Origin of the sequence: Microvirga zambiensis WSM3693, assembly GCF_016735695.1 — a bacterium.
GTDB classification, from domain to species: Bacteria; Pseudomonadota; Alphaproteobacteria; order Rhizobiales; family Beijerinckiaceae; genus Microvirga; species Microvirga zambiensis.
The window spans coordinates 99,172-125,653 of record NZ_JAERQD010000007.1 but is presented as its reverse complement, the minus strand read 5'-3'; the positions used below and the strand labels follow the sequence as shown (position 1 = coordinate 125,653).

Sequence of the window (26,482 nt, the reverse complement as noted above, 5' to 3'; positions counted from 1 at the left end):
GCCGGCGTCTCCAGAGAGACGCCGGCTTATTTTATCCACTGGACCTCATCCTGAGGAGCAGCTGAAAGCTGCGTCTCGAAGGAGCCTTCAGTGTACTCTGGATCCTCCTTCGAGACGGTCACTGCGTGACCTCCTCAGGATGAGGGTTCAGGGTGTAATTGACCAAATCAACTCGTCTGCCGCTGACGACCCGTCGTTCGGCCGCCGGGTGTCGTACCCGAGGCGTTGCCGGCCGTCCCGCTGCCTGAGTTGCCCGCAGCTGCCGTGGCATCGCCTGCTTCCGCCCCCGCCGCGCGCGGGCCCTGACGCTCACCGATGCGCAGGTTGTTCTGCACGTTGCTCACTCCGGAGACCGACTCGGCAAGGTCTTCGGTCCGGCGCTTCTCGTTGCGGTTGCGCACGGTGCCGGTGAGCGTGACCTCCCGGTTCTGGACCTGCACTTCGATCTCGGACGCATCGATCATCGCATCGTCGGTAAGGCGCTCGTTGATGTCCTCGCGGATGCGCTCGTCGGAACGCTGGTAGCCCTTTGGCCCACGACCCTGATGCTCGCCTCGGCGCACCTCGCCCCGGCTCGCGGTGGCGTCGTTGCCGAAACGCGTATTGCCGGGACCGGCGCCGTAATTGCTGTGATCGCGCCGCTCGTTCACGAGGCTCCAGGTGCGCTCCCGATCCTGCATCACGCGATCGTTCTCGCTGCTGTCGTCGCCGGGACGGGCGCGTTCGCCCGTGATGGTCGAGGCGCCGTAGCGCTTCGGGCGGTAGCCCCTCCCGGCCGAGCCGCTTCCCGCATATTCGTCGCCGTAGTTCCGGTAGCCCTCGCCGCCATAACCGCCGCGCATGCGCGCATTGCGGGCGCCTTCCTCACCCGGATGGCCGAAGCTTCCGAAAGCCGCGCGCACGTCGTCCTCGTCGCGGAAGCGGAACTGTCCGCGGCCGCGGTTGCGCGAGCCTTCCTCACGGCCCCGCCGATGCTCATGATAATCGTATGGCCGATGGCGCCAGTCGTCATCCTCGCTCCTCGATCGACGGTCGAGTTCGCGGCGCTCGTCGTCGCTCAGCCGGGATTGTCCGCCGCGGCTCCGATCGGCGCGCGCCGTCGACGGCGTGCCGCTCCGGTCCGGTTCCGAGGGAGTGGAGATGCGGTGCAGGGCACGGGACGCATCGCCTTCGCTGTCGGTCGCAAGATCGCCGAGGGCGACGATGCCGACGAGATGCTTGTCGTGATCGACCACGGGCAGGCGGCGGATCTGATGCTCGCTCATCAGCTCGACGATGTGATCGACGTCGTCGTCGTCGAAGCACCACCAGACATTGTCCGACATGATGTCGCGCACGCGTGTGGTATCGGGAGCAAGGCCCGCTGCCGTCGCCCGGACGGTGATGTCGCGGTCGGTCACCACACCGCGCAGACGCCGCCCGTCGCAGACGGGAAGGGAGCCGACATTCATCTCGTCCATGAGACGCGCCGCATCCTGGATCGACCGGTCCGGAGCGACCACGCGCACGTTGCGGGTCATGATCTCTGCGATTTTCATGAGCTTCCTCTCCAGCAAGGTCACGCCTTTGGGAGTGGGGCTCATGCGCGGCGCGACCGTTAAGTAGCCACCGGTCAATGCCGCGAAGGCTGAAAGGTTCAGCCGTCCTCGGAGGCTTGCTCATAAAGCGCGAGTTACCCTCCTCCCCATAAAGGGGAGGGAGAATGCAGCTTGGTCTCTCAATGAACTATGAGGAAGACTCTCAGTGTCTGGCTCGTAAAGGATTTTTGCCCCCTAGCCCTCATCCTGAGGGCCGCCGGAGGCGGCGTCTCGAAGGACGAGGGCGTCTCCAGAGAGCACTGGATGATCCTTCGAGACGCCACTTCGTGGCTCCTCAGGATGAGGTGGGAGATTTACGAGCCAGACTTTCAGGGCGTGGTGATGATCTCGACGTCCCGGTCGAGCCCGCTCTCGATTTTGAACTCGCGGGTATAGACCTTGCCCTCATGGCGCGCGATCAGGACATATTCGCCCTCGGCCAGCGTCACCGAGGGAAACGCGCCGATGGCCTCGCGGATCACGTCGCCGCCGGGGGTGAGCACGCTGAAGGCTGTGCCGGCGAAGGCCTCGCCGCCCGCCGATCCCACGAGCTTGAGGGTCACGGTCGCGGCGCGGTGATTGAGGGTCGCCTCGGTCACCCGGCCCGATTCCACCTTCAGGTCGCTGCGCATGATGGCGTTGGCGTCGCCATAGGTGGAGACCACGTGATAGGTGCCCTCCGGCAGCCGGATCATGTCGTTCGCCTTCGCGTCGGCGATGACGAGCCGCCCTTCGGAATTCTGCGCCTCGGGCACATAGACGGAGAAGGTGAGGCGGTTGGCCGGGATCGGGCTGCCGCTCACCGCGCCCTTGAGCTGAAGGGCGCCGGCATTGATGGCGAGCCGCTCGTTCAGGTTGCCGCGCTGGACGCTGATGCGCTTCGAGGCGCTGGCAAACCCGTAGGCGACGTGGATGATGTAGTTGCCGGGCGAAAGGGTGAAGCTCGGCGTCGGGCCGGTCGAGCGGGCGACGATGGTGGGCTGGGAGGCGTCGCCGCGATCCTCGTAGATCCGCCAGATGAGGCCGGAGCGGATCGGCTCGTTGCTGCCGGCAAAGGTCGCGGCCGCATTCAGCATCACCTGTCCGAGTGTGATCGGCGGCAGGCTCTGCGACATGGACGGAACGGCAGGCGACTGCGCCGACGCTGCTGAGACAGCGGCACAGGCGAAAAGGGCGGCGAGGGTAAACGGCTTCTTCAAAGCAAAATCATCGGTTGAAAGAATGGCTCCTCACTGGAGCGGGGAGGCGATGGCCGTCCGGATCGGCTTCTCCTCGCTCTTCACGAGATTGGAGGCGGCCGCAACCAGATTCTCAAAAGACATCGGACGGAAATGAAATTCAACCCTGTGCTTGCCCGGCCCGATCTCGACGCCCCGGAAAAGGAGGTTGGCGCGCAGGATCGGGCGGCGCTCGCCATCCACCCAGGCCTCCCAGCCCGGATAGTCGATGTCGTGCAGGACGAGCACGCCGTTGTCGCTGCTCTCGACCTCCAGCGTAACCGAATTCCGCTGATAGGCGATGATCCGGGCCGTTCCCTTTGCCTTGCTCTGATCGGCGCCTGCCGGCGCGTAGGCGCCCTTGAGCATGCGCATGCCGTCTTCGTCGATGAGGGCTTCCGTCTCGCGGTTGAATTCGGGCAATTCCTCCTGGCCGAGCACGGCCTCGGAATCCACCGGCGTCACGTGATGCGCCACATAGGCGCGGGGGACGGAGGTGTTGAGGCGATAGATCCACATCCGCCCGGTGCCGTAGACGACCTCCGCATCGGTCAGGCGCGGGAAATGGCGCGGCAGCTGGCGGGCCGGGCGATCGAGGACGATGTAGTCGAGCCCGAGAAGGCTCGCGAGCTCGCATTCATAGCCCCGGAAGCTGGTTGGGAAACGGCGCAGGTTGGGATCCTCGGCGTTCTCGCCGGGACCGATGGCGCGCTCGTAATCGGCGAGGCGCAGGGGGTTGTAGCCGATGATGTCCTCGATCCCGAGGACCATGGAGGCATTCTGCCAGGCGCCCTTGAGGCCGAGGATCTCGACGCGCGGATACTCGCCGCGCGCGTTGCGCTCCGCGAGCTCACGCTTGAGGATCTGTATGCCCTGAAGCTGCTCGGGCGGCAGCTTGGTATAGACCGTATAGCGTTCGGCCGGCTCCGCATTCAGAGCCGAGGCGGCATGGCGGCCGATCAGCTCCGCACCGGTGAGTGTGACCAGCACCATCGCGACGGCGCCGCGCCATTGGGCGGTGGCGCTCGTCTTTGCGATCGCGATCATGGCCAGCATGGCGGCGGCAAGCCCGATGCCGATCTCCGTCAGCGCGGAGGAAACGTGGCCGCCGCGGATGGCGAAGACGAGGGCGCTGGCGACGGCGGCCACCAGGAGGCCGAGAGCCAGCAGCGGCAGCATGGCCCGCAGCGGCCCGAGAGACGCCCGGTTCCACCGGGGCAGCCCGTCCGTCGCATAGCGGTGAACGAGATAGCCGGCCGCGAAGGCGAGGGCGATGTTGATCACGAAAGTGGCGTCCGCCGGCCGGCGATAGAGGTTCACGCCCGGCAGGTGATCGAAGATCACTTCGAAGCCTGGGGTGTAGCGGCCGAGGGCATAGAACAGGGCGATGAGGCCCAGCACCAGGAAGAACCGGAACTCGCGGGCGAACAGGCGCCCGCCGGCAACCCCGTGCCAGAGGAGAAGGAGAGCGGGGATCGTGCCGACGAACAGGTAGTTCGTCGCCCGATCGGTCCAGGTGCCCTCCGACAGGCTATGCCAGTCAGGGCCCCAGTAATCGTAGGTCCAGCGCAGGGATCCGAAGACGTTGCCGAACAGGATCGTCGCCAGGCTCTCGGGCGGCAGGGACCCCATCGCCGCCACGCCGAAGCCGAAGGAGGGCCGGGTCGAGGTGGCGAGGAATTGCATGGTCAGAATGACCGGCACGGCGAGAAGGGCGCCGCCGATCAGGCCCATGGACAGAAGAAGGCCGAGGCGCGACTTGAAATAGGCGAGGGGTTGCGGCGCGCACCAGATCCGCTGCGCCGCGAGCGCGATGAGCGTCAGCGCGCAGAGGAAAGCGACCTGGTCGCGCCCGATCACCATCATCGCTGCGCTCAGCGCGAACAGCACGCCGTAGCGATAGGAGCGGCGGTCCATCGCCTCTTCCAGCAGCCAGAAGGCGAGGGGGAAGAAGCCGTAGCTGAAGATCATGCCCGTGTGCTGGAGCCGGGCCGTGGCCGAGCCGCCGAGCATGAAGACGAGGGCGGCTGCCACGGCGCCTGCCGGATGCCAGCCCCTGCGGCGGAACAGCGGCACGAAGGCCAGCGCGCCGGGCAGGAAATGGGCGAAGACGACCACGTCGAAAGCCTGCATCGACGGCTCCGGGACGAGCCAGCCGAAGAACAGCATGGTGGGGGTGAACAGGAGGGATTGCGGATCGGCCGCCGAGGGGTGGCCGCCGAAATGGTAGGGATTCCAGAGGGGGAGTTCCCCGCTGGCGAGGGCCGTGCCGAGATAGCGCAGGGTGGGATAGAACTGGTTCTTGGAATCCCAGGGCACCACGGACCCCGTCAGGGGCCAGATCGAGACCGCGATCGCCCAGGCCGCCAGGATGAGCGCAAAGGCGGTCAGCGTCTGGCGCTGCGACCAGACCGGCTGGGATAGTGGGCCGTCAGGCCCTGAAATGGATGTCTGCATTGCCCTTGAGCGGTGCCCCCGCCTGCTCACGCCTTCCCAACGACCCCTCCCGCCTGCAGAAGCATGCCGGTTAGCCATGAGTGAAACCTGCTTGGCGTCTGACCGCACTCCCCCTATACATCCGCTGCTGTTTCTTCTGTGGCAGCGGCCCGCCCTTGGTACGCCCGCGCTCCCTCAAGCGCAGCAAGACGGCGAGACGATGGCAAGTCGTTGCCTGCCTTGCCCGCCGCCTTCATAAGCGTCCGATCCCATTGTTCCACATAATTCAAGCCGGATGAAGATCCCATGAATGACAGCCTTTCCCGTCTCCTGCAGCGCCGTTCCGTCCCCCCGCGCTGGCTCGGCGAGCCGGGACCGGGCGAGCAGGAGATCGAGACCCTCCTGAAGGTCGCCTCCCGGGTGCCGGACCACGGCAAGCTGGTGCCCTGGCGCTTCATCCTGATCGAGGGCGAGGCGCGCGGGCGTCTCGGCGAGGCGCTCGCGGCCGCCTTTCAGGCCGACAACCCCAACGCCACCGCGGAGCAGCTCGCCGCCGAGCGGCAGCGCTTCACGCATGCTCCCCTGGTGATCGCCGTCGTGTCCCGCGTCGTGCCCCATGTGAAGATCCCCGACTGGGAACAAGTTTTATCAGCCGGGGCCGTTTGCATGAACCTGCTCAATGGAGCTAATGCCCTTGGCTACGGCGCCTCATGGCTCTCCGGCTGGGCGGCTTTCGACCGGAGAATACTGGATACGCTGGGGCTCAAGGCGGACGAGCGGATCGCCGGCTTCGTCCATGTCGGCACGGCGCGGGAGACGCCGACCGACCGGGACCGGCCGAGCCTCAGCGACATCGTGACACGGTTCTGACCCCATGTTCTACGAAACCGCGACAAACGCCCACGGCCTGCCGCACGATCCGTTCAAGGCCATCGTCACGCCCCGTCCCATCGGCTGGATCACGGCGATGAGCGCGAAGGGGGAGGTGAACCTCTCTCCCTATTCGTTCTTCAACGCGGTCTCCGAGCGCCCGCCCATGGTGGCGTTCTCCTCCGCGGGCAAGAAGGACGCGCTCACCTTCATCGAGGAGACGGGCGAGTTCGTCTGCAATCTCGCAACCTACGATCTGCGGGAGAAGATGAACGCCACCTCCGCGGTTCTGCCGCGCGGGGTGAACGAGATGGAGCATGCGGGTTTGGCGCCGGCTTCCTCCCGGCTGGTCAAGCCGCCGCGGGTGGCCGATGCGCTCGCCGCCCTCGAATGCAAGTGGCTGCAGACCGTGCCGCTCGAGCCCCTGGGCGGCGGCGAGCCGTCCTATCATCTCGTGATCGGTCAGGTGGTCGGCATCCATATCGACGACCGCTACCTCGTGAACGGGCTCGTCGATACCGCCGCCATGCGTCCCATCGCCCGCGCCGGCTACCGGGATTATTTCGTCGCGACGCCGGAGACCAAGTTCTCGATCACGCGGCCGGGGGGTTAGGCTTCTCCACTCGGAAACGAAAAAACGGCCCGCAAGGATCCTCGCGGGCCGTTTCGTTCGTGCAGGTCAGCCTAAGGCAACGACCGTTAGATGACGAAGAAGTCCTTGTAGGTCATCTTCAGGTTCTTGGTGAGCTGAGCGAATTCCACCGCCTTGCCGTTGCCCGAACCGTCGGCGTCGTACGAGAGAACACCGGTCTTGTTGTTGTAGACGATGTAGTCGTTCTTATCCTTCGCCTTGTCGCCGATGGTGAAGAACGAGCTCTTGAGCTGCTTCGGGCTTGTGGCCGTTCCTGCTCCCAGCTTCTTGAAGATGGCGTTGTCGAGATACAGGCTGTCGTCCTTGACCGAGAAGTCCTTGATCGAGTCGAAGTTGACCTTTCTGTCGGTGCTCGACGTTCCGAGCTTCGAGTCGAACACGAAGACGTCCTTGCCCTTGCCGCCGGTCAGCACGTCGTTGCCGAGGCCGCCCGAGAGCTTGTCGTCGCCGAGGCCGCCGTTGAACACGTCCTTGCCGGTGCCGCCGACGAGAACATCCTTGCCCGCCGTACCGGTGACAGTCTCGTTCGCGACGTCCGTGAGGCCGATGGTGAGCGTCTTCTCGAAGGTCGCGCCGGCCGAGTCCTTCACGCGGATCTTGACCGTGTGCGACGTGGCCTGCTCGTAATCGAGCTTGGTGCCGTCAGCAACATTCAGGGTGCCGGTCGCCGTATCGATGACGAAGCGGCCGCCAGCATTGTCCACCAGCTCGAAGGTGAACGTTCCGCCGTCCGGATCGGAGACGACGAGTTTGCCGATCTCCGTTCCAGCCGCCGCGTTTTCGACCACTTTGTCCTTCGAGAGCGAAATATCCCACGGCGTGTCGTTGACCGGATTGATGGTCAGGGTGAACGTCCGAGGCTCGCTCTTTTCGCCGTGCTCATCGATGGCACGATACTCGAAGGTCACGACACCGTTGAAGTCCGCCGCCGGAACGTAGCGATAGGTGCCATCTGCATTGAGCGTGAGGCCCGCGACCGGATTCACGAGCTCGTAAGTGATGTCGTCTCCATCCACATCTGTCGCGGCGGGAAGCTCGCCGACGACGGCCTTGTCCTCGTCGCCAGAGGCGCTGTTGCCGGTGGCCGAAGCGACAGGCGCGTCATTGACGGGCGTAATCGTGACGGTGACCACCTGTTCGACTGAATGCTCGCCGTCCGAGATCACGATGGTGAAGGTATCGGTGCCGTTCCCGTTTTCATCCGGAGTGTAGGTGAACTTGCCATCGGCGAAGGTGACGGTTCCCTTCTGCGGCCCTTCTCCGCTCTTCACGGAATAAGCGAGAGGATCGCCATTCGGATCGGTCGCGCCGATGTCATGCGTGATCACGGCGTCCTCGTCCGTCGTCACGCTCTGAGTGGCGGGCGCTACCGGCGAGTCGAGTGCCACATCGGCCGCCTTGAGGGCGGTGACGAGGGCGCCCACACCAAAGAACTGCTCGGAACCCAGGATGGCCTCGGCGAGCCCGGCCATGTAGGTCGCGTCGTCGAAGTGAGAAACGATCTCGGCCAGAACGAGTGTATACTCTTCCGCGGACAGTTCCTCCGCACGGGCCTGTGCGTCGGGATCGGCGGACATCGACCATTTCTCTATCAGTTCCTGACGGTGGTCATTGAGGTTGGCGATGTGCTCCTTCAGCACCGCGACCATGTTCTCCTCAGTGGCTGCGTTGATCGCATTGAGTGCAGCGAACTTGGCATGCTCGACCTCGATCTGATACCGCACCTCGGTGATGAGCGTCTCAAGCGATGCGAAGTCACCGAAAAGCGTCCTGATCTCAAGGACGCCCAAGCCGATGGCTTGCTCGCGGCCCCCATCCTCGGGAAGGTCATCGAGCATGTCTTGATGTTCTTGATCGAGGAGCGCTGAAGCGTTGTCCTTGATGGCGGCGAGTGCCTCTTGCCAGGAGCCGGCGTCGTTAAACGCTTCCAGTAGACGATCTGTAGCGATTGCCCGATCTGCGTTGTCGAGAGCAGCGACGAGAGTGCCTACTCCATAGAAGGGGCCGGTCTCCGCACGCGCCACCATCATCTTTTCCGCCAGACGATTGAGATAGTCTCCGTTGTTGAGCTCCGCTGCAAGCCGCTTCAGAACGACGGTATATTCCTCCACCTCCAGCGCTGCAGCGCGAGCCTGTGCATCGGGATCAGTGCTGTTGGACCATGCCTCGATAAGATCCTGTCGGTGTGTGTTCAGCGTTTCGACAATTTCGAGAGCCGTTTTCATCTCGCCGACACCTTGGGCAGTCCCAACAGCCCCGATGATCCGGAATTTCTCGTGTTCGACCTCAATCTGCAGCTGCACAGCAGCTTTAATCTCTTCGACGGTGGTATAGTCCCCGAACAGAGTCTTGATCTCCAGGACACCGAGGCCGATGGCCTGTTCGCGGCCCCCATCGTCCGGAAGGTCTGTGAGTTTGTTGCGATGGCTCTCCTCAAGCAGGAGGGCTGCATATTCTTCGTTTTTGATGGCAGCCAGAGCCGCCTGCCAAGTGGTGGCGGCATTAAAAGCTGCAATGAGAGCATCAGACATAAAATTCCCCCAATCGCCCGACTTGAGCGAGATTGTCGCGCCGAAGCCGCTCGAGCGGCTTCGGCGATTTGTGAGTTTTCATTTGCCCTGCCGCTTCCAACCACGCGGGGATAGGGCGATTTGTGGTGTTATATCGGATAAAAACACACGGCTTGGGGCTGTACACTACCCAATCGGGTAGTTTATAACATTTACATTCCTGGCAGGCAGGCGTGTTCGGGGCGGGTTGCTCTTCCGCAACACCTTCGCGCCCTGCTGCAGCGTGAGTGAAGATGCCGGCGACCGAAGCGTTCTACGAGGCTGCCATCCTCCCCGAATTGTGGGGGAGGGCCCTCAACCTGGCCTGTTCCGTATGGGGTGCCGACGGGGGCGTGCTCTCATCCTATGTGGACAGGCTCGGCGGCTATATCCCCTCCGAAAGCGTCGAGGAATTCTGCGCCCGGTTTCTTGAGGGTGGATGGGAGGCGCGGGATGTCCGCTCGCGGCGTGGCATTCCCTTGGCCCGCAAGGAAAAGGACATCGTCACCGATGCCGATTTCGTCACCTCGGACGAGCGGCGGCATTTGCCCCTTTATACCGACTTCCTGCCGTCGGTCGGCTTCGGCTCGTTCGCAGGGACGATCCTGGCGGAAGCCGGTGGCGCCAAGATTGTTCTCTCGCTTCATCGCAAGGCTCACCGGGAGCCTTTCTCGAGCGACGATCTCGCTCGTATCCGCCACGACCTGACGCATGTGAGGCGAGCGGCGCGCCTCGCCTCGAAAGTTCGCATGTCCTACGCGGAAGGGCTCGTCGACAGCCTGGAGCGCTTCACCTGCGGAGCCATCCTAGTCGATTGGCTCGGCCGGGTCATTCGCCTCAACGGGCGGGCCGAGGCCGCCCTCGGCGATCATCTGCAGATCGTCGCGTCGCGCCTGCGCTCGCCGCAGCGGGAAACCAACAAGGCCCTGCAGGATCTCGTCGACGCCAGCATCCGCCCGCTGACCTCACAGCAGGATTCCTGCCCGGGTTCCGTTCTGCTGCAGCGGTCCGAGGGGCTTCCGCTGTTGCTGCAAGCCTATCCGATCGCGCTCTCGGTCTGCGACGTCTTCCAGGGAGCGCGCGGCCTGCTGCTGATCGGCGATCCCGGTGAGGACCGCTCGCTTTCACTGAATGCTCTGCAGGAGATCTTTCGGCTGACGCCGGCGGAGCTGCGCGTGTCGTCCGCGCTTCTCAAGGGCTTCGATACCAGACAGATCGCAGAGGATCACCGGATCGGCGCGGAGACGGTCCGCTATCACCTCAAGTCCATCTTCGCGAAGACGGGAACGAGCCATCAGGCGCAGCTCGTGAGCCTGCTGTCGCGCTTTGTGGAGCGGGGCTGAGGCTCACAATCCGGCTCATAAAGCTGTGACGGGTGTTTCCCTCCCCCTTGCGGGGAGGGCTAGGGTGGGGTGTTGGCGATCACTTATGAAGGTGATGCGCGGGTTCACCTCTCATTGAGGGAGAGGTCGCGCCGGAGGCGCGGGTGAGGGGTTGCGCCCTCTCCGAATGGACCTGTGCCCCCTCACCCTCGCTGCGCTCGACCTCTCCCCACCGGGGAGAGGTGATGCCTGCGGCTGAGGAACCGGACTCTCAGGATCGTCCGGCCCGGCGCAGCAGGCGCTCGGCCCGCAGCAGGTGCGGACGGTCCAGCATCTCGCCCTCGACGCCGACGACGCCGGCTTCCGGGTTGGCCTTGAAGGCGTCGAGCACGGCCTGCGCGCGGGCGATGGCCTCGGGTGAGGGCGTGAAGGCCTCGTTGATCACGGGTACCTGGGCCGGATGGATCGCCATCTTCGCCACGAATCCGTCGCGGCGCGCCATGCGGCATTCGGCTTCGAGGCCGGCCATGTCGCGGAAATTCGTGTAGACGGAATCGATGGCATCGATGCCCGCGGCCGCTGCACCGAAGAGCGTGAGGGACCGCGCGAGACGATAGGGCTCCGTGTAGGCTCCGTTCTCGTCCCGGTTCGCCTCGGCTCCGAGATCGGCGGACAAATCCTCGCCGCCCCATGTCAGTCCCATGAGCCGGTGGCTGGCGCCGGCAAAGGTGCCGAGCGCGAAGATGCCGGCGGCATTCTCGGTCGCGATCGCGAGAATGCGGGTCGCTCCGTCGTCGAGGCCGTATTCAGCCTCGCGCACGGCGAGTTTCGCCCCGAGATGGGCCACGTCCGCTCCGCCAACTGCTTTGGGCAGCACGATGCCGTCGGGAGCGGCGTTCATGACACCGTCGAGATCGGCATCGATCATCCCGGTGGTCAGCCCATTCACGCGCACGTACAGGCGGGGCCTGCCCGCCGTCGCGCGCTGCTCCGCCAGGAAGGCGGCCGTGACACGGCGCGCTTCCTGCTTGGCGGAGAGGGCAACCGAATCCTCGAGATCGATGAGGAGAATATCGGCGCCCGAGTTCAAGCCTTTCTCGAGTTTCTTCGGACTGTCGCCCGGCACGAAGAGCAGCGAGCGCATCACGCGGCCCTCTTGCGCATGAAGGCCTGGCGGCGGCATTCGGCGACGAGCGCCCCGTCCTGCTTGTAGGCACGATGGATGAAGTCGACGATGCCGGCATCGGGACGCGACTTGGATTCTCGCTTGGCGACGATCTCCGTCGTCGCATTCACGGTGTCGCCCTCGAACAGCGGCGCGGGAAATTTCACGTCCGTCATGCCGAGATTGGCGATGGTGGTGCCGACCGTGGTGTCGTTGACGGAGATGCCGATCATCAGGCCGAGCGTGAACAGGGAGTTCATGAGCGGCTTGCCCCATTCCGTCTCGGTTGCGCAGAAATGCGCATCGATGTGCAGCGGCTGCGGGTTCAGGGTCATGTTGGAGAACAGCATGTTGTCCATCTGCGTCACCGTCCGCGTCAGGCGGTGACGGATGGTGGTTCCGACGACGAAATCCTCGAAATAGAGACCGCCTCTGGGGTGCCTGTTCTCATCGTTCATGACGTGACCTCATCGTTGTGCTCGGCATGTTGGTTCCCATGCCTTTTGGTGTCCATGCCTTCGATGGCTTCAGTAGCCGAACTGCTCGCGCAGGATGCGCTCGTCCAGGCTGTGGCCGGGATCGTGCAGCATCACCAGATCGACGCTGCGATCCATGGAGACATGCACATGGGAGACATTGCGGAACTCGGTGTGGTCGGCGACCGCGCTGACCGGACGGTTCTCCGCTTCCAGAACCTCGATCTGGATCTTGGCGTAATCCGGCAGCAGCGCTCCGCGCCAGCGACGCGGTCGGAAGGCGGAGATCGGCGTCAGCGCCAGAAGGGGGGCGTTGAGCGGCAGGATCGTTCCGCCGACCGAGAGGTTGTAGGCGGTCGATCCGGCGGGGGTCGAGACCAGGATTCCATCGGCGATCAGCTCGGGAATCCGAACCTGCGAGTCGACGCTCACGCGCAGCTTGCCGGCCTGATAGGTCTGCCGGAACATGGCGACTTCGTTGATCGCGCGGGAGGTGTGAGCGACGCCGTGCACGTCCCAGGCCACCATCAGCAGCGGGTGCACCACGCTCCGTTCCGCCGCTTCCAGCCGCGCGATAAGGTCTTCCTCCCGGAAGTCGTTCATCAGGAAGCCGATCGTGCCCTTGTTCATGCCGTAGATCGGCTTGGCTGTGCCCATGAACCGATGCAGGCTCTGCAGCATCAGGCCGTCGCCGCCGAGCGCCACGATGGCATCGGCGGCTTCGGGGACAACATTAGGGTAGCGCTCCTGCAGGGTCTTCAGGGCGTCCTGGGCGTCGGGCGCGGCGCTGGCGACGAATGCGATGCTGTTGAATCGGCGGGCCATGCCCAGTTACCCTCGTGGCGTCCCATCGGATGCGGAGGACAGCCATAGCATGGATCGCCCACTTCTCGTCTATACGACCTTTCCCGATCTGGACACGGCGCTTTCGGTTGGGGAGGAACTCGTTCGCGACAGGCTGATCGCCTGCATCAATGTGCTGCCGGGCATGCAATCGGTCTATGCCTGGAAGGGCGGCATCGAGCGTGGGCAGGAGTCGGTCGCCATCCTGAAGACCCGGGCGGGCCTTCAGGACCAGGTGCATCGGGCGCTCAAGGAGCGGCATCCTTACGAGACGCCGGTCGTTCTCTTCATCGAGCCGACGGGTGGCGATGCGGCCACCCTGGAATGGCTGTTCTCGGAAACCTCCGAAAGTCCGCCTTAGAGGTGTTTCCACTTGCGCGGAAACACTTCTCTTCTTTGGTCTACCGCATTTTTGACGGCGAACCGGGTCCACTTCGCCGAAAAATGCTCTAGACCGCCGGGCTCCACTGCACCGGCACGAAGCGGAAGCCGTCGCCGTCCTTGGCGATATGGCCCGTTGCCGGGAAGGGCGCGTGATAGAACGCGACCTGCGCCCGCTCCGAGGCGGCCATGTCGAGCATCTTGCGGCGCGTAGCCCGAGCCACGTCGGCATCCATGTCGAACACCGCCGACCAGTCCGGGTTGCGCACGAAGAGGGCCGGGTGGTTTGCCGTATCCGACAGGATCAGCAGCTTGCCCGCGCCGGAGGCGAGCATGAAGGCCGTGTGGCCGGGCGTATGGCCCGGTGCTGCGATGCTCGTCAGGCCGGGCACGACCTCCTTGTCCATCGCGTATTGCTTCACGTCCTTGGCGATCGGGCCGAAGACACGGCGGGCGCCGAGGAAGCCGCCCCGCATGTTCTCGGGCACTTGGTTCATGCGGGCATCGTCCATCCAGAACGCCCATTCGGCGGCCGGAACCAGGATTTCGGCATTCGGGAACACGGCAGTGCCGTCCTTGCGGCGCAGGCCGTTGATGTGGTCGCCGTGGAAGTGGCTGATGACGACGGTATTGACCTGCGACGGGTCCAGGCCGGCGGCGCGGAAATTCTCCATCCAGCGGCCGGTCGTGGGCGCCCCGGAATCGCCGTTGCCGGTATCGATGAGGGTCAGCTTGCCGCCATTGTTCAGTACGAGGGCGGTGAAGGAGTTCTGGATCGTGTTCTGCGGCAGGAACGCATCGCTCGCGGCCTGCTGCACGGCGGACAGTTCCGCATTGCGGATAAATCCCTCGAGCGGACGGGGAGCGGAGCCGTCATTGATGGCGGTCACTTCGATGTCGCCGACCTTGTAGCGGTAGAAACCGGGGGCTTGTCGCGATGCGGCGCCCTGCGCCGGAGCGGGTGTGGAAGCGGTTTGGGCAAGCGCTGGCCCGGCGATAGGGGCAGCGGCGAGGGCGGTGCTGGCAAGAACGGTGCGGCGTGTGATCGTCATGGGCGTCTCCAGGGGCTTCTCCGGCGTGGGAACGGAAGCCTAGAACGGCCGCGCTTGGAGGCAAGGGAGAGAATTCTCACAAGTCAGCGAGTGAGCGCTCTTTCAACCGTTCTGCGACAGGTGATGCAGGACGATGCCGCTGGTGGTCGCGACATTCAGGGAATCGAAACCGCCGCTCATGGGAATGGAGACGGTCCTGGTCCGGGCGAGCAGATCGGCCGGAAGGCCAGGGCCCTCCGCACCCAGGAGCACGGCGGTCCGCCGGGCCGGTTTGACGCGGGAGAGGGTTTCCCTGCCTGACGGGGACAGCGCCATGACCTCGAAGGACGCCGCTTCAAGCTTCCCGATCATCGCTTCTGCAGACGATACCCGCGTGAAGGGAACCACGAGCGCTCCGCCGACGGAGACCCGGATGGCCTTGCGATAGAGGGGATCGCAGGTTTCCGGATCGAGCAGAACGGCGTTCGCGCCGAAAGCCGCCGCATTGCGGAAGATCCCTCCGACATTGTCGTGATTGGCCAGGCCGACCAACCCAATCACGAGGGCATTCCCCGGCATCCCGGAGAGCAGATCCTCCGCCGCCGGCATCGGCGTACGCTGTGCGATGGCGAGGATCCCTCGATGGATCGGAAAGCCGACGATGGCGTCCATGACCGCCCGGTTCGCCGCGTAGACCGGAACCTCGGCAGGAATCAGAGCCAGCGCATCGCTCAGGCTGTCCAGACGGCCTTCCGCCAGGAGGAGCGATTCGATCATGAAACGGGATTGTTGCAGCAGGACCCGGAGAACCACCTCGCCTTCCGCAACGAAACGATGCTGGCGCCCGACGAGATCGCGCTCGCGGACGGCGCGATAGGCCTCGATCCGCGGATCGTCGGGATCTGAAACGGCAATTGGCATCGCTTACCTTCGATGTTCCGGTATCGGCTATCAATAGCCTGTCTAATGCCGGCGGGTAGCTTTGCCTATGCGGAGCGCGTGACGGGACGGCAATTACCGGCGTCAGGTTTTTCGCCACCACGCCATCAGGCGTGAGTGCCTTAGCCTCTCCGGCAAGGGATCCGGCTTGATCGTGGCCAACCCGGCGATTTCCCGCGAGAGTCGCTGTGTCATGATCCCTGCGACGATGGCGGAAGCCAAGGCGGCGGAGCCCATGACGTTCAGCAGCACGATGTCCATATGCGCCTCCCTGACCCCCGATTAGGAGCCTACGCTCGATCCCAGGGAAGGCGTCTTGGGCAGGTGGGCTACCCCGGCGGATGGCACCTTTGGTGGGGGAGGGAGGCTCCAAAGGGAAAAGGCGATGCCGCCAAAAGAAAAGCCTCAGCCGAAGGGATCCCCGGCTAAGGCTTAGCGCGCGTTCGAAGGAAACGAACCGGTCGATTAGACGGTCGAGATCAGCCGCCTTCGCCTGGAAACGAGGCGCGATACAGCGAGCGCAGTTCCTCTGCCGCTTCCTGCAGAGGGAGCCTCAGTTCCTGAGCACGGGATAGAATGTCCTGCTTCACGAAGTCCTTGAGATCGTCCTCGGCGCCGCTGCCTTCCAGCCGCTCCAACTCGATCGCCGTCCTCTTGTCCATGCATTCCAGGGCGTTGAGAAGGTAATGCAGCTTCGATTCGATGTCTGAACCAGGTCCCGCCGGGAAAGTATCCGCGACAAGGTCTGTCTGGGACTTGAGCTTATATTCCATGCCATTCCCCTGTTGTTAGAAACTTGCATGGCCAGCCTGGGCCGTGGGAGAGGCATGAGGGCATGATGACGTAATGTTCGCAATCCTGAAATCCGCGATTAATACTTCATGAGTATTCGCCAAGCTTAGGCCCAGCTTGGCTATTCCTCCGAGTTAAACGTAGTCTTATTGCATTATCACTTGTTAATCGGCGAGCTCCCCGGCAGTCGCTGCTAAGGTTAACCGGAGATTAGCTTTATAGGGGCAGGCTCGGGGCTGGATTTCAGAGGAGCCCGCCATGCCGCATCTCAAGACCTTCCTCGGACTCGTCATCGCCGCGAGCGTGCTTGCGCCCTTCGTGACCCTTTCGGCCTACGCGGCGACGATCATGGCAGCGGCGATCGTCGCTCCGTAGATTTCCCGGCGAGGTTCTAAAGCCGATTCGGGCAGGACGGCCGCAGCACGAAAGCAGGTCGGTCGTTAAGGGTGCCGTAGCTCCCCGAATGCATGCCGCATCGGGCGAAATCCGCACGCCGAGAGAAGTGGTGCCGGTGGAGAGGATCGAACTCCCGACCTTCGGTTTACAAAACCGCTGCACTACCGCTGTGCTACACCGGCTGACGCCACGGGTGGTCAGGTAGCAGTCCACGAAGCGGGACGCAAGTTCCGTACAAATGGAAATATTAAGTGTTCCAGCACACCGAAACCAAGCTCCGAATCTGGGATTGTCACGACAGTCCGATTAGGAGTTTGCGTGATGAAGGTCTCAGAGGCTTCCGTTAAGAAAAAGAATTCGCTGCTTGGTGGTGGCTTGAAGGTTCTTGGCGTGCTGGCGGTTGCCGCGAGTTTTGCTTTGGCTTCCGAGAGTGCATACGCCGCCCATCCCGGCCATGAGGTTGCGGCGAAGCAGGTCAAGGGACCGACCTCCGTTGTCGCGAAGGATGTGGAAACCACCTCCTCGATCGAGACGAATTCCGCCGGTGATCCCTCTTGCAGCATCGCTCGAAAGCGCCTTTTCGTGGAAGGCGAGGGTTGGATCGTTCGTCGGGTCGCAACCTGCTACTGAACAGCGGTCTGAGCAAGTCAGAAACGAAAAGCCCCGCCGTGAGGCGGGGCTTTCCTTGTTGGATTTGAACCCGGAAGGCTTAGCGCTTCGCGCCGACGCCTTCGAAGGTCAGGATATCGCGGTCCTTGGTCTCCGGCACGAAGAGGAGGCCGACCACGAAGGTCACCAGGGCGATCACGATCGGGTACCAAAGGCCGTAATAGATGTCGCCGGTGGCCGCCACCATCGCAAAGGCGGTGGGAGGCAGAAGGCCGCCGAACCAGCCGTTGGCGATGTGGTAGGGCAGGGACATCGCGGTGTAGCGGATACGGGTGGGGAAGAACTCCACCAGAGCCGCCGCGATCGGGCCGTAGACCATCGTCACGTAGATCACGAAGATCGTCAGGATGCCGATGGCCTTAAGCGCCTGGGCGTTGCCGAGGGCGTCGAAGAAGCCGCCGACTTTCAGGATGCTCGGATCGCCCGCCTTCGGATAGCCCGCTTCCGCCGCAGCGTTCGTGAACGCCGTGATGTTGGCCGGGATGGCGTCGGCAATCGGAACTTCCTTGCCGTTGAAGGTCACCTTCGGGGCGGTGCCGGCGGGGGCCGGGACGAACTCGTACTTGACCGCCGAGCGGGCGAGAGCCACGCGGGCAACGTCGCACTTCGCCGTGAAGGTGCGGATGCCGACCGGGTCGAACACCGAGCCGCACGCGGCGGGATCGGCCACGACCTGAACCTTGCCGGTCTCGAGCGCCTGGGCCAGTTTCGGGCTCACCACGCCCGTGAGAGCGCCGAAGAGCGGGAAGTAGGTGATCGCCGCGATCAGGCAGCCGCCGAGAATCACCGGCTTGCGGCCGATCTTGTCGGACAGGGCGCCGAAGAAGACGAAGCCGCCGGTGCCGATGATCAGGGACCAGGCGATCAGGACGTTCGAGGTGAGCAGGTCGACCTTCAGGATGCTCTGGAGGAAGAACAGGGCATAGAACTGGCCCGTGTACCACACCACGGCCTGGCCGATCGCAAGACCGATCAGGGCGATGAGCACCATCTTCAGGTTGCTCCACTGGCCGAATGCTTCCTTCAGCGGAGCCTTCGACTGCGTGCCTTCTTCCTTCATCTTCTTGAAGGCGGGCGATTCCTGCATCTGGAGACGAATCCAGACCGAGATGCCGAGCAGCACCACCGAGAGCAGGAACGGAATGCGCCAGCCGGCGATCGGCCAGCCTTCGCCGGTCTGGAAGCCCTGTTCGCCCATCCAGGTGCGAAGCACGAGGATGACGACGAGGGAGAGCAGCAGGCCGACAGTCGCCGTGATCTGGATGAAGCTGGTATAGAACCCTCGACGGCCCACAGGCGCGTGCTCGGCCACGTAAACCGCAGCGCCGCCGTATTCGCCGCCGAGCGCGAGGCCCTGGAGCATGCGAAGGGCGATCAGGACGACGGGTGCGACCCAGCCGATCTGATTGTAGCTGGGCAGCAGGCCGACCAGGAAGGTCGAGAAGCCCATGATCAGAATCGTGACCAGGAAGGTGTATTTCCGGCCGACGAGATCGCCGATGCGGCCGAAGAAGATGGCGCCGAAGGGGCGCACCAGGAAGCCGGCTGCGAAGGCCAGGAGCGCGAAGACGTTACGGGTCGTCACGTCGAACGCAGAGAAGAACTGCGCGCCGATGATCGTGGCCAGAGAGCCGTAGAGATAGAAATCGTACCATTCGAAGACGGTACCGAGCGAAGAGGCCAGAATGACCTTCTTCTCCTCCCGCGTCATCGGCCGCGCTGCGGCAGCCGAATGCGGCGTAGTTGCTGCTGTTGCCATAGAGTTCCCTTCCATTCATGCCCGGTGATCCGGGTTCTGAGCCCGAGAGCCGGCATGACCGGCTTTGGGCTGAGGCATCGTGACTGCGCAGAGCAGTCAAGAATTCCATCGAACGGGAGGCTAACTCCGGCCTTTCTTTCCACAATTCACAATTGGTATTTGCGACTTCAGTCTAAGAAGGGGTAGAAAGGCGATAAAAGATCAGCAAAAACAATGGTTTGAAGCTATACTTGAATTACTTGGCGGCGGTCCTGGCCGCGCCCTTAACCACAGCATAAAGACTGATGGCGGCGGCGTTGGAAACGTTCAGGCTCTTGATGGCTCCGGGCATGTCCAGCCGACCGATCACGTCGCAGCATTCGCGGGTCCTCTGACGCAGGCCCTTGCCCTCCGAACCAAGCACCAAGACGACCGGGAGAGTAATCGGCACCTCGTCCAGATTCGCTTCGCCGGTGGAGTCGAGGCCGATTCGCTGGAAGCCCCTGTCGCCCAGAGCCGTGAGCGTGTCGCCGAGGTTGCGCACGATCATGAAAGGCACGTGTTCGAGACCGCCGGAGGCGGACTTTGCCAGGACGCCGGTCGCCGCCGGGCTGTGCCGGGCTGTCGTGATGATGGCCTCCACGTCGAAGGCCGCAGCCGTGCGGACGATGGCGCCCACGTTATGCGGATCCGTGATCTGGTCGAGGGCCAGGACGATGCGCGTGCCGCTCAGGGTTTCGACGGAGGGCGAACGAAGGGGATCGGCCTCGGCATAGAGCCCCTGGTGCACTGCATCGGGTTCGAGAAGGCGGTTGATCTCGTCCGGGCGGACGATCTCAGGTTCGATAGGCAGGGAACCCAGCTCTTCGCTCAGCCGCCGGGCGGAGTTCTCAGTCGCCAGGATTCTGCGGATCGTTCTTTTTCCGTTGCGTAAGGCTTCGACGACCGGGTGCCAGCCGTACAGGATCGTGGTGTCGATCTCGAAGTTCGGGCGCCGGGCGTGAGGATCGCGGCGGCCGGATTTCCCGTGCGGACGCTGGAATTTCGGCTTGCGGGGCGGGAAGGGGCGATCGCTCATATTGTCTGGATCCCGGTTGGAAACGAAAGGGGCCATAGCACAGTGCGGGCCCGTTCACGACCTATCGTTTTCGTGACGCTTTGAGGTTGACACCGCTGATCCACCTCACCATAAGAGCGCCACGGAACGCCGGCCCCACGGCGGGCGCTCCGCAGAACGGCCTCGGCGTTTTGCGTTCGGGTTGGGTTCTAAGGGGGAATGTCCCGAGCGGCAAAGGGGGCGGACTGTAAATCCGCTGGCTATGCCTTCGTAGGTTCGAGTCCTACTTCCCCCACCACCCAATCAGATGGGCATGCGGGTGTAGCTCAATGGTAGAGCAGCAGCCTTCCAAGCTGAATACGAGGGTTCGATTCCCTTCACCCGCTCCACTATCTGCGATGCTTCCAGCTTAGCTTGTAATTTCGGCTCTGAATCCTTTTATACAGGCCGAAACGATCCGGTGATGAGGTGTTCGTCGAACCGGTTCCCGGCAGGGCTGGGGGACAGGTTGTGGCGTATTCCGTTCTGCAATGTCGAAATTGGCTCTTGCACAAAGAGCCTAACCGCAATATCGGACGCCCCTGGGTTTTTTGTTCCTGGCCTCTGTGAAGGTAGAGATCGATGGCGAAGGAAAAGTTTGAGCGGAATAAGCCGCACTGCAACATTGGGACGATTGGTCACGTGGACCATGGCAAGACGTCTCTGACGGCGGCGATCACGAAGGTTCTGGCGGAGTCTGGCGGGGCGACGTTCACGGCGTACGACCAGATCGACAAGGCGCCGGAAGAGAAGGCGCGCGGCATCACGATCTCGACGGCGCACGTCGAGTACGAGACGACGAACCGCCACTACGCGCACGTCGACTGCCCCGGGCACGCCGATTATGTGAAGAACATGATCACGGGTGCGGCGCAGATGGACGGCGCGATCCTGGTGGTGTCGTCGGCCGACGGCCCGATGCCGCAGACGCGCGAGCACATCCTTCTGGCGCGCCAGGTCGGCGTTCCGGCGCTGGTGGTGTTCATGAACAAGGTCGACATGGTCGACGACGCCGAGCTGCTCGACCTGGTCGAGCTCGAGGTGCGCGAGCTTCTGTCGAAGTACGATTTCCCCGGCGACGACATTCCGATCGTGAAGGGCTCGGCCCTGTGCGCGCTGGAAGACCGTTCGCCGGAGATCGGCCGCGAGCGCGTGCTCGAGCTGATGGCCGAGGTCGACCGCTACATCCCGCAGCCGGAGCGTCCGGTTGACCAGCCGTTCCTGATGCCGATCGAGGACGTGTTCTCGATCTCGGGCCGCGGCACGGTGGTGACGGGTCGCGTCGAGCGCGGCATCGTGAAGGTCGGCGAGGAAGTGGAGATCGTGGGTCTTCGCGACACGCAGAAGACGACGGTGACGGGCGTCGAGATGTTCCGCAAGCTGCTCGACCAGGGCCAGGCGGGCGACAACGTGGGCGTTCTGCTGCGCGGCACGAAGCGCGAGGACGTGGAGCGCGGCCAGGTGCTGTGCAAGCCGGGCTCGATCAAGCCGCACACGAAGTTCAAGGCCGAGGCGTACATCCTGACGAAGGAAGAGGGCGGCCGTCATACGCCGTTCTTCGGCAACTACCGTCCGCAGTTCTACTTCCGCACGACGGACGTGACTGGCGTGGTGAAGCTGCCCGAGGGCACCGAGATGGTGATGCCGGGCGACAACATCACGATGGAAGTCGAGCTGATCGCGCCGATCGCCATGGAGGAGAAGCTGCGCTTCGCCATCCGTGAAGGCGGCCGCACCGTCGGCGCCGGCGTCGTCGCCGCGGTCATCGACTGATCGATCCAGGTGGCGGTTTTCCGCCACCTGTTGACCGCCGGAGGAGTGTAGCTCAATCGGCTAGAGCACCGGTCTCCAAAACCGGGGGTTGGGGGTTCGAGTCCCTCCACTCCTGCCAGCGGTCGACAAAGCGGGCGTTTTGCGTTAGAGAGCGCCCCGCAGATGGTTTATCAGGTGGCGCGAGGCTTGAAAAAGAAGCCTCGCGCCCCTTCAATTTGGGCTCAAGCGTGCCCTAGAGGACGTTCGTAGCCGCTGTCGCGGTGGCGCGGGCGCAGGAAAATGGCGAAGACGAACCCGTTCGATTTCATACAGCAGGTCCGCTCGGAAGCCGCGAAGGTGACTTGGCCGACGCGCAAGGAGACCATGATCACGACCGCCATGGTGTTCGTGATGGTCGTGGTGGCGAGCCTCTTCTTCCTGGTCGTTGACCAAGTCATCGGCTGGGGCGTCCGTTCGGTCTTCCTCGGGCTTGGCGGTTAAGGGGCGGATGCAATGACGAAGCGTTGGTACATCGTCCACGCCTACTCGAATTTCGAGAACAAGGTCGCCCAGTCGATCAAGGACCAGGCGGCGCAGCGCGGCCTCGAGGACAAGTTCGACGAGGTCATGGTGCCGACCGAGAAGGTCGTCGAGGTGCGCCGCGGCCGCAAGGTCGATACCGAGCGCAAGTTCTTCCCGGGCTACGTCCTGGTGAAGTGCGACCTGACCGACGAGGTTTACCACCTCATCAAGAATACGCCGAAGGTGACGGGCTTCCTCGGCGCCGACAAGTCCAAGCCGGTTCCGATCCCGGATCGTGAGGCCGAGCGGATCAAGGGGCAGGTGGCCGAGGGTGTCGATCACCCCAAGCCCTCCGTCAGCTTCGAGGTCGGCGAGCAGGTCCGCGTTTCCGACGGTCCCTTCGCCTCGTTCAACGGCGTCGTCGAGGAAGTCGACCACGCCCGGGCCCGCCTCAAGGTGGCGGTCTCCATCTTCGGCCGCGCCACGCCGGTCGAACTCGAATACGCTCAGGTCGAGAAGGTCTGATCGTTCAGGGAAGTGGCACCTGAATGGTGACGCTTTCCAGGTTCTCCGGAAGGAGAGCCTTCATCCGCGGGAGGTCTGCCCGGTCGCCAGCCGGGACCATCGGGCCGCACCGCGATCTGCAACTGCCATGCCGCTCGGTTGGCGCCGGGCGTATGGTCCATTGGGAGCAGTCCTATGGCAAAGAAAATCTCGGGCTACGTTAAGCTTCAAGTGCCCGCAGGCGCAGCCAACCCGTCGCCGCCGATCGGTCCGGCGCTCGGTCAGCGCGGCCTGAACATCATGGAATTCTGCAAGGCCTTCAACGCGAAGACCTCGCAGATGGAGAAGGGCACCCCGATCCCGGTGATCATCACCGCGTATCAGGATCGTTCCTTCACCTTCGAGATGAAGCAGCCCCCGGTCTCGTACTGGCTCAAGAAGGCCGCGAAGATCGACAAGGGTTCGCAGACCCCCGGCAAGGGCGGCAATGTCGGCCGCGTGACCCGCGACCAGATTCGCGAGATCGCCGAGAAGAAGATGGTCGATCTCAACTGCGATACCGTTGAATCCGCCATGGCCATGATCGAGGGCTCCGCGCGCTCGATGGGCATGGAAGTGGCGTAAGGAGGGCATGATGGCTGTTAAAGAAGGTAAGCGCATCCGCTCCGCCCGCGAGGGCATCGAGATCACCAAGCTCTACCCGATCCAGGACGCGGTGAAGCTGATCAAGGAACGCGCCAAGGCGAAGTTCGACGAGACCATCGAAGTCTCGATGAACCTCGGCGTCGATCCCCGTCACGCCGACCAGATGGTCCGCGGCGTCTGCAACCTGCCGAACGGCTCCGGCCGTACGGTGCGCGTTGCCGTGTTCGCCCGCGGCGCCAAGGCCGATGAGGCCAAGGCGGCCGGTGCCGACATCGTCGGCGCCGAGGAGCTCTTCGAGACCGTCAACGGCGGCACGATCGATTTCGACCGCTGCATCGCCACCCCGGACATGATGCCGCTCGTCGGCCGTCTCGGTAAGGTTCTCGGCCCCCGCGGCCTGATGCCGAACCCGAAGGTCGGAACCGTCACCATGGACGTGAAGGGCGCCGTCGAGGCGGCCAAGGGCGGCGCGGTCGAGTTCCGCGTCGAGAAGGCCGGCATCGTCCACGCCGGCATCGGCAAGGCCTCCTTCGACGAGGGCAAGCTGGTGGAGAACATCAAGGCGTTCGCCGATGCGGTCGCCAAGGCGAAGCCCACGGGCGCCAAGGGCACCTACATCCAGCGTGTCGCGATCTCGTCGACGATGGGCCCGGGCGTGAAGGTCGATCCCTCATCGGTGATCGGCGGCTGATCAAGCCCGTTACCGCAAAATTTGGGAAAGCCCGGCCTCAGTGCCGGGCTTTTTCTTTTCCGAGTCCCATTCCGTCCCATCTTGATGCAAAAAAGTTTCGGCCGGATGTCGATCCGGCCAATGCCCGTTCGTCGTAGGGACAGGAGAGCCCCTCCGGCCTCCAAGGATAAGGGAGATGAGACGATGCGTGTGATGGTGTTCGTGAAGGCGACCGAGGACAGCGAAGCGGGAGTCATGCCCACGACCGAGCTTTTCGAGGCGATGGGCCGGTTCAATGAAGAGCTCATCAAGGCCGGAGTTCTTCTCTCCGGCGACGGGCTCAAGCCCTCGTCGCAGGGCAAGCGGGTCGCCTTCGACGGCCCGAGCCGCACCGTCATCGACGGGCCCTTTGCCGAGACGCGCGAGCTCGTCGCCGGCTACTGGGTCTGGGAGGTCAAGGACATCGCCGAGGCGGTCGAGTGGGTGAAGCGCTGCCCGAACCCGATGTTCGGTCCGAGCGAGATCGAGATCCGACCGTTCTACGAGATGGCCGATTTCGGCGACGTGGTGACCCCGGAAATCGCCGAACAGTTCGACCGGCTGCGTGAAAAGACACCCGCTCGGTGAAGCTCGGCCGCTGCCCCGGCGGTGCTCGGTATCCGGCCTGCCTGTCCCGAGAGCCATGACTGCGACTGACACCCATCGAACGATCGAGGCGATCTTCCGGATCGAGCGGGCCAGGCTCATCGCGCGCCTGGTCCGGATGGTGCGCGACGTCGGTCTGGCCGAAGAGCTGGCGCAGGACGCCTTCCTCACGGCCTTGTCCGAATGGCCGAGAACCGGAGTTCCGGCGAATCCCGGCGCCTGGCTGACCGCCACGGCCAAGCGCCGGGCCATCGACCTCCTGCGGCGCGACCGTATGCTCGCCCGCAAGCACGCCGAGATCGGCCGTGATCTCTCCGAGGAGGACGATGCCGGCATCGCGGCGATCGAGGCTGCCATGGACGACGATGTCGGCGACGAACTGCTCGGCCTGATCTTCACCGCCTGCCACCCCATCCTGTCCCCCGACGCGCGGGTGGCCCTGACCCTGCGCCTGATCGGCGGGCTGACGACGGACGAGATCGCCCGCGCCTATCTCACGAGCGAGGCGACCATCGCTCAGCGCATCGTCCGGGCCAAGAAAACCCTCGGCAAGGCCGGCCTGTCCTTCGAGGTGCCGCGCGGGCGGGAGCGGCAGGAGCGCCTCTCCTCGGTGCTGGAGGCGGTCTACCTCATCTTCAACGAGGGCTATGCGGCGACCTCCGGCGCGAATCTGACCCGTCCGGCGCTGTGTGCCGAAGCCCAGCGCCTGGGCCGTATCCTCGCCGGTCTCGCCCCCGACGAGCCGGAGGTCTTCGGCCTCCTCTCCCTCATGGAGATCCAGGCATCCCGCTTGGCAGCCCGCATCGGCCCGGACGGCATGCCGATCCCCCTGACCGAGCAGAACCGGGCCCGGTGGGACCGGCTCCTGATCCGCCGCGGCCTATCCGCCCTGGAGCGGGCCGAGGCCCTCGGCGGCGCCGATGGGCCCTATGCCCTGCAGGCCGCGCTCGCCGCCTGCCACGCCAGGGCGAACCGGGTGGAGGCCACCGATTGGCGCCGGATCGCCGGGCTTTACGATGCCCTGCGCAGGGTCATGCCCTCGCCGGTGGTCGATCTCAACCGGGCCGTGGCCCACTGCATGGCGTTCGGCCCGGATGCCGGCCTTGCACTCCTTGAAGAACTGGAGCGCAATGACGATCTAAGGAACTACGCTCTCCTGCCCGCAGCGCGGGGTGATTTCCTCCTGCGGGCCGGGTGTTCTGCTGAAGCCAAGCTTCAGTTCGAGCGGGCCGCGGCGCTCAGCCGCAATGAGCAGGAGAGGGCGTTTCTGCTCGGGCGAGCAAAGGCGTGCTCCGTTTGAAATGACACTTTGTTGCGTAAATAACCGGATCTAAGCCGGCAAATGCCTCTTGGCAAATGCTTCAGAAAGGCTTAATAGAACGCGTTGAGTTTCCAACATATGCCGAGGCTCCGTTTTTGCGCGGGCTTCTGGCTGCAAATCCGTCCCGGAGACGGGGCGGTGACAAGCCGGCGAGCCAAAGGGCAACCTTTGGCGCGTTCCGGCTATGTCCTGTCCGAGACTGCAGGTGCTGGCTAGCCAGTTTAATTCGAAAGGGCCTGCATAGACGGGGAAGCCGAGTTTAACACCTGTTCAA

The 26,482-nt window shown here is 63.9% G+C and carries 25 protein-coding genes and 4 tRNA genes; 15 read left to right on the top strand and 14 right to left on the bottom strand.

The window, feature by feature from the left end; translation table 11 throughout:
* Window positions 1-167: 167 nt before the first annotated feature.
* The 3 genes from JKL46_RS35405 to JKL46_RS08030 all read right to left on the bottom strand — a co-directional run bounded on the left by JKL46_RS35405 (window position 168) and on the right by JKL46_RS08030 (window position 5,251).
* On the bottom strand, window positions 168-1,538 hold the full coding sequence (locus JKL46_RS35405) for a CBS domain-containing protein (RefSeq protein ID WP_246529203.1): 1,371 nt from the start codon (window positions 1,536-1,538) through the stop codon (window positions 168-170).
* 368 nt (window positions 1,539-1,906) lie between these two features.
* Window positions 1,907-2,776, bottom strand: coding sequence for a hypothetical protein (locus JKL46_RS08035; RefSeq protein ID WP_210381299.1), 870 nt, complete (start codon window positions 2,774-2,776; stop codon window positions 1,907-1,909).
* 30 nt (window positions 2,777-2,806) lie between these two features.
* Window positions 2,807-5,251: a YfhO family protein gene (locus tag JKL46_RS08030; RefSeq protein ID WP_201831623.1), complete on the bottom strand. Its 2,445-nt coding sequence runs from the start codon at window positions 5,249-5,251 to the stop codon at window positions 2,807-2,809.
* A 285-nt stretch (window positions 5,252-5,536) separates the two neighbouring features.
* Between JKL46_RS08030 and JKL46_RS08025 the strand changes: the two genes are divergently transcribed.
* Both JKL46_RS08025 and JKL46_RS08020 read left to right on the top strand, forming a co-directional pair.
* Window positions 5,537-6,100 carry a nitroreductase family protein gene (locus JKL46_RS08025; protein ID WP_201831621.1) on the top strand — a complete coding sequence of 188 codons (564 nt, stop codon included), beginning with the start codon at window positions 5,537-5,539 and terminating at the stop codon, window positions 6,098-6,100.
* Between the two features lie 4 nt (window positions 6,101-6,104).
* Window positions 6,105-6,713: a flavin reductase family protein gene (locus JKL46_RS08020; RefSeq protein ID WP_201831619.1), complete on the top strand. Its 609-nt coding sequence runs from the start codon at window positions 6,105-6,107 to the stop codon at window positions 6,711-6,713.
* 86 nt (window positions 6,714-6,799) lie between these two features.
* On the opposite strand, the gene JKL46_RS08015 is transcribed toward JKL46_RS08020, so the two are convergent.
* Complete coding sequence (locus JKL46_RS08015) at window positions 6,800-9,283, bottom strand: tandem-95 repeat protein (protein ID WP_201831618.1); 2,484 nt, start codon at window positions 9,281-9,283, stop codon at window positions 6,800-6,802.
* Window positions 9,284-9,555: 272 nt separating this feature from the next.
* Between JKL46_RS08015 and JKL46_RS08010 the strand changes: the two genes are divergently transcribed.
* The gene (locus JKL46_RS08010; RefSeq protein WP_201831617.1) at window positions 9,556-10,644 is read left to right on the top strand and encodes a helix-turn-helix transcriptional regulator; all 1,089 of its coding nucleotides are present in this window, start codon (window positions 9,556-9,558) and stop codon (window positions 10,642-10,644) included.
* Between the two features lie 250 nt (window positions 10,645-10,894).
* Here the strand turns inward: JKL46_RS08010 and JKL46_RS08005 are convergent, their stop codons facing one another.
* The 3 genes from JKL46_RS08005 to JKL46_RS07995 form a co-directional block, all read right to left on the bottom strand.
* Window positions 10,895-11,767, bottom strand: a complete 873-nt coding sequence (locus JKL46_RS08005) for an HpcH/HpaI aldolase/citrate lyase family protein (RefSeq protein ID WP_201831799.1) — start codon at window positions 11,765-11,767, stop codon at window positions 10,895-10,897.
* Window positions 11,767-12,246, bottom strand: coding sequence for a MaoC family dehydratase (locus tag JKL46_RS08000; protein WP_201831616.1), 480 nt, complete (start codon window positions 12,244-12,246; stop codon window positions 11,767-11,769). Before JKL46_RS08000 ends, JKL46_RS08005 begins: the two co-directional genes overlap by 1 nt.
* A gap of 69 nt (window positions 12,247-12,315) precedes the next feature.
* Window positions 12,316-13,089, bottom strand: a complete 774-nt coding sequence (locus JKL46_RS07995) for an NAD kinase (RefSeq protein WP_201831615.1) — start codon at window positions 13,087-13,089, stop codon at window positions 12,316-12,318.
* A 49-nt stretch (window positions 13,090-13,138) separates the two neighbouring features.
* On the opposite strand from JKL46_RS07995, the gene cutA reads away from it, so the two are divergent.
* Window positions 13,139-13,468, top strand: coding sequence for a divalent-cation tolerance protein CutA (cutA, locus tag JKL46_RS07990; RefSeq protein ID WP_201831614.1), 330 nt, complete (start codon window positions 13,139-13,141; stop codon window positions 13,466-13,468).
* Between the two features lie 88 nt (window positions 13,469-13,556).
* Here the strand turns inward: cutA and JKL46_RS07985 are convergent, their stop codons facing one another.
* From JKL46_RS07985 to JKL46_RS07965, 5 genes are all read right to left on the bottom strand, one after another.
* A complete protein-coding gene (locus JKL46_RS07985; protein ID WP_201831612.1) occupies window positions 13,557-14,540 on the bottom strand; it encodes an MBL fold metallo-hydrolase in 984 nt (327 codons plus the stop codon).
* A 102-nt stretch (window positions 14,541-14,642) separates the two neighbouring features.
* Complete coding sequence (locus tag JKL46_RS07980; protein WP_201831610.1) at window positions 14,643-15,440, bottom strand: TrmH family RNA methyltransferase; 798 nt, start codon at window positions 15,438-15,440, stop codon at window positions 14,643-14,645.
* 102 nt (window positions 15,441-15,542) lie between these two features.
* Window positions 15,543-15,719, bottom strand: coding sequence for a hypothetical protein (locus JKL46_RS07975; RefSeq protein ID WP_201831608.1), 177 nt, complete (start codon window positions 15,717-15,719; stop codon window positions 15,543-15,545).
* A gap of 218 nt (window positions 15,720-15,937) precedes the next feature.
* On the bottom strand, window positions 15,938-16,231 hold the full coding sequence (locus JKL46_RS07970; protein ID WP_201831606.1) for a hypothetical protein: 294 nt from the start codon (window positions 16,229-16,231) through the stop codon (window positions 15,938-15,940).
* A 522-nt stretch (window positions 16,232-16,753) separates the two neighbouring features.
* A tRNA-Thr gene (locus tag JKL46_RS07965) sits at window positions 16,754-16,828 on the bottom strand.
* Between the two features lie 139 nt (window positions 16,829-16,967).
* Here JKL46_RS07965 and JKL46_RS07960 point away from each other — a divergent pair.
* Window positions 16,968-17,276 (top strand): hypothetical protein, encoded by a 309-nt coding sequence (locus JKL46_RS07960; RefSeq protein WP_201831604.1) that lies wholly within the window; start codon window positions 16,968-16,970, stop codon window positions 17,274-17,276.
* A 79-nt stretch (window positions 17,277-17,355) separates the two neighbouring features.
* Here JKL46_RS07960 and JKL46_RS07955 read toward each other — a convergent pair whose 3' ends face one another.
* The gene (locus JKL46_RS07955) at window positions 17,356-19,074 is read right to left on the bottom strand and encodes an MFS transporter (RefSeq protein ID WP_201831603.1); all 1,719 of its coding nucleotides are present in this window, start codon (window positions 19,072-19,074) and stop codon (window positions 17,356-17,358) included.
* Window positions 19,075-19,309: 235 nt separating this feature from the next.
* Window positions 19,310-20,131, bottom strand: a complete 822-nt coding sequence (locus JKL46_RS07950) for a TrmH family RNA methyltransferase (RefSeq protein ID WP_201831602.1) — start codon at window positions 20,129-20,131, stop codon at window positions 19,310-19,312.
* 192 nt (window positions 20,132-20,323) lie between these two features.
* On the opposite strand from JKL46_RS07950, the gene JKL46_RS07945 reads away from it, so the two are divergent.
* From JKL46_RS07945 to JKL46_RS07900, 10 genes are all read left to right on the top strand, one after another.
* A tRNA-Tyr gene (locus tag JKL46_RS07945) sits at window positions 20,324-20,408 on the top strand.
* A 17-nt stretch (window positions 20,409-20,425) separates the two neighbouring features.
* Window positions 20,426-20,499 (top strand) — tRNA-Gly (locus tag JKL46_RS07940).
* Window positions 20,500-20,731: 232 nt separating this feature from the next.
* Window positions 20,732-21,922, top strand: a complete 1,191-nt coding sequence (gene tuf / locus JKL46_RS07935) for an elongation factor Tu (protein WP_201831601.1) — start codon at window positions 20,732-20,734, stop codon at window positions 21,920-21,922.
* A gap of 41 nt (window positions 21,923-21,963) precedes the next feature.
* Window positions 21,964-22,040 (top strand) — tRNA-Trp (locus JKL46_RS07930).
* A gap of 161 nt (window positions 22,041-22,201) precedes the next feature.
* Entirely contained in the window at window positions 22,202-22,402 is a 201-nt protein-coding gene (gene secE / locus JKL46_RS07925; protein WP_201831600.1) for a preprotein translocase subunit SecE, read from the top strand.
* A 12-nt stretch (window positions 22,403-22,414) separates the two neighbouring features.
* Window positions 22,415-22,948: a transcription termination/antitermination protein NusG gene (gene nusG / locus JKL46_RS07920; RefSeq protein ID WP_099511376.1), complete on the top strand. Its 534-nt coding sequence runs from the start codon at window positions 22,415-22,417 to the stop codon at window positions 22,946-22,948.
* Window positions 22,949-23,122: 174 nt separating this feature from the next.
* The gene (rplK, locus tag JKL46_RS07915) at window positions 23,123-23,551 is read left to right on the top strand and encodes a 50S ribosomal protein L11 (protein WP_152718393.1); all 429 of its coding nucleotides are present in this window, start codon (window positions 23,123-23,125) and stop codon (window positions 23,549-23,551) included.
* A 10-nt stretch (window positions 23,552-23,561) separates the two neighbouring features.
* Window positions 23,562-24,263: a 50S ribosomal protein L1 gene (gene rplA / locus JKL46_RS07910; protein ID WP_201831797.1), complete on the top strand. Its 702-nt coding sequence runs from the start codon at window positions 23,562-23,564 to the stop codon at window positions 24,261-24,263.
* 183 nt (window positions 24,264-24,446) lie between these two features.
* Window positions 24,447-24,869 (top strand): YciI family protein, encoded by a 423-nt coding sequence (locus JKL46_RS07905; protein ID WP_201831599.1) that lies wholly within the window; start codon window positions 24,447-24,449, stop codon window positions 24,867-24,869.
* Window positions 24,870-24,924: 55 nt separating this feature from the next.
* Entirely contained in the window at window positions 24,925-26,187 is a 1,263-nt protein-coding gene (locus JKL46_RS07900) for an RNA polymerase sigma factor (RefSeq protein WP_201831598.1), read from the top strand.
* Window positions 26,188-26,482 lie beyond the last annotated feature (295 nt).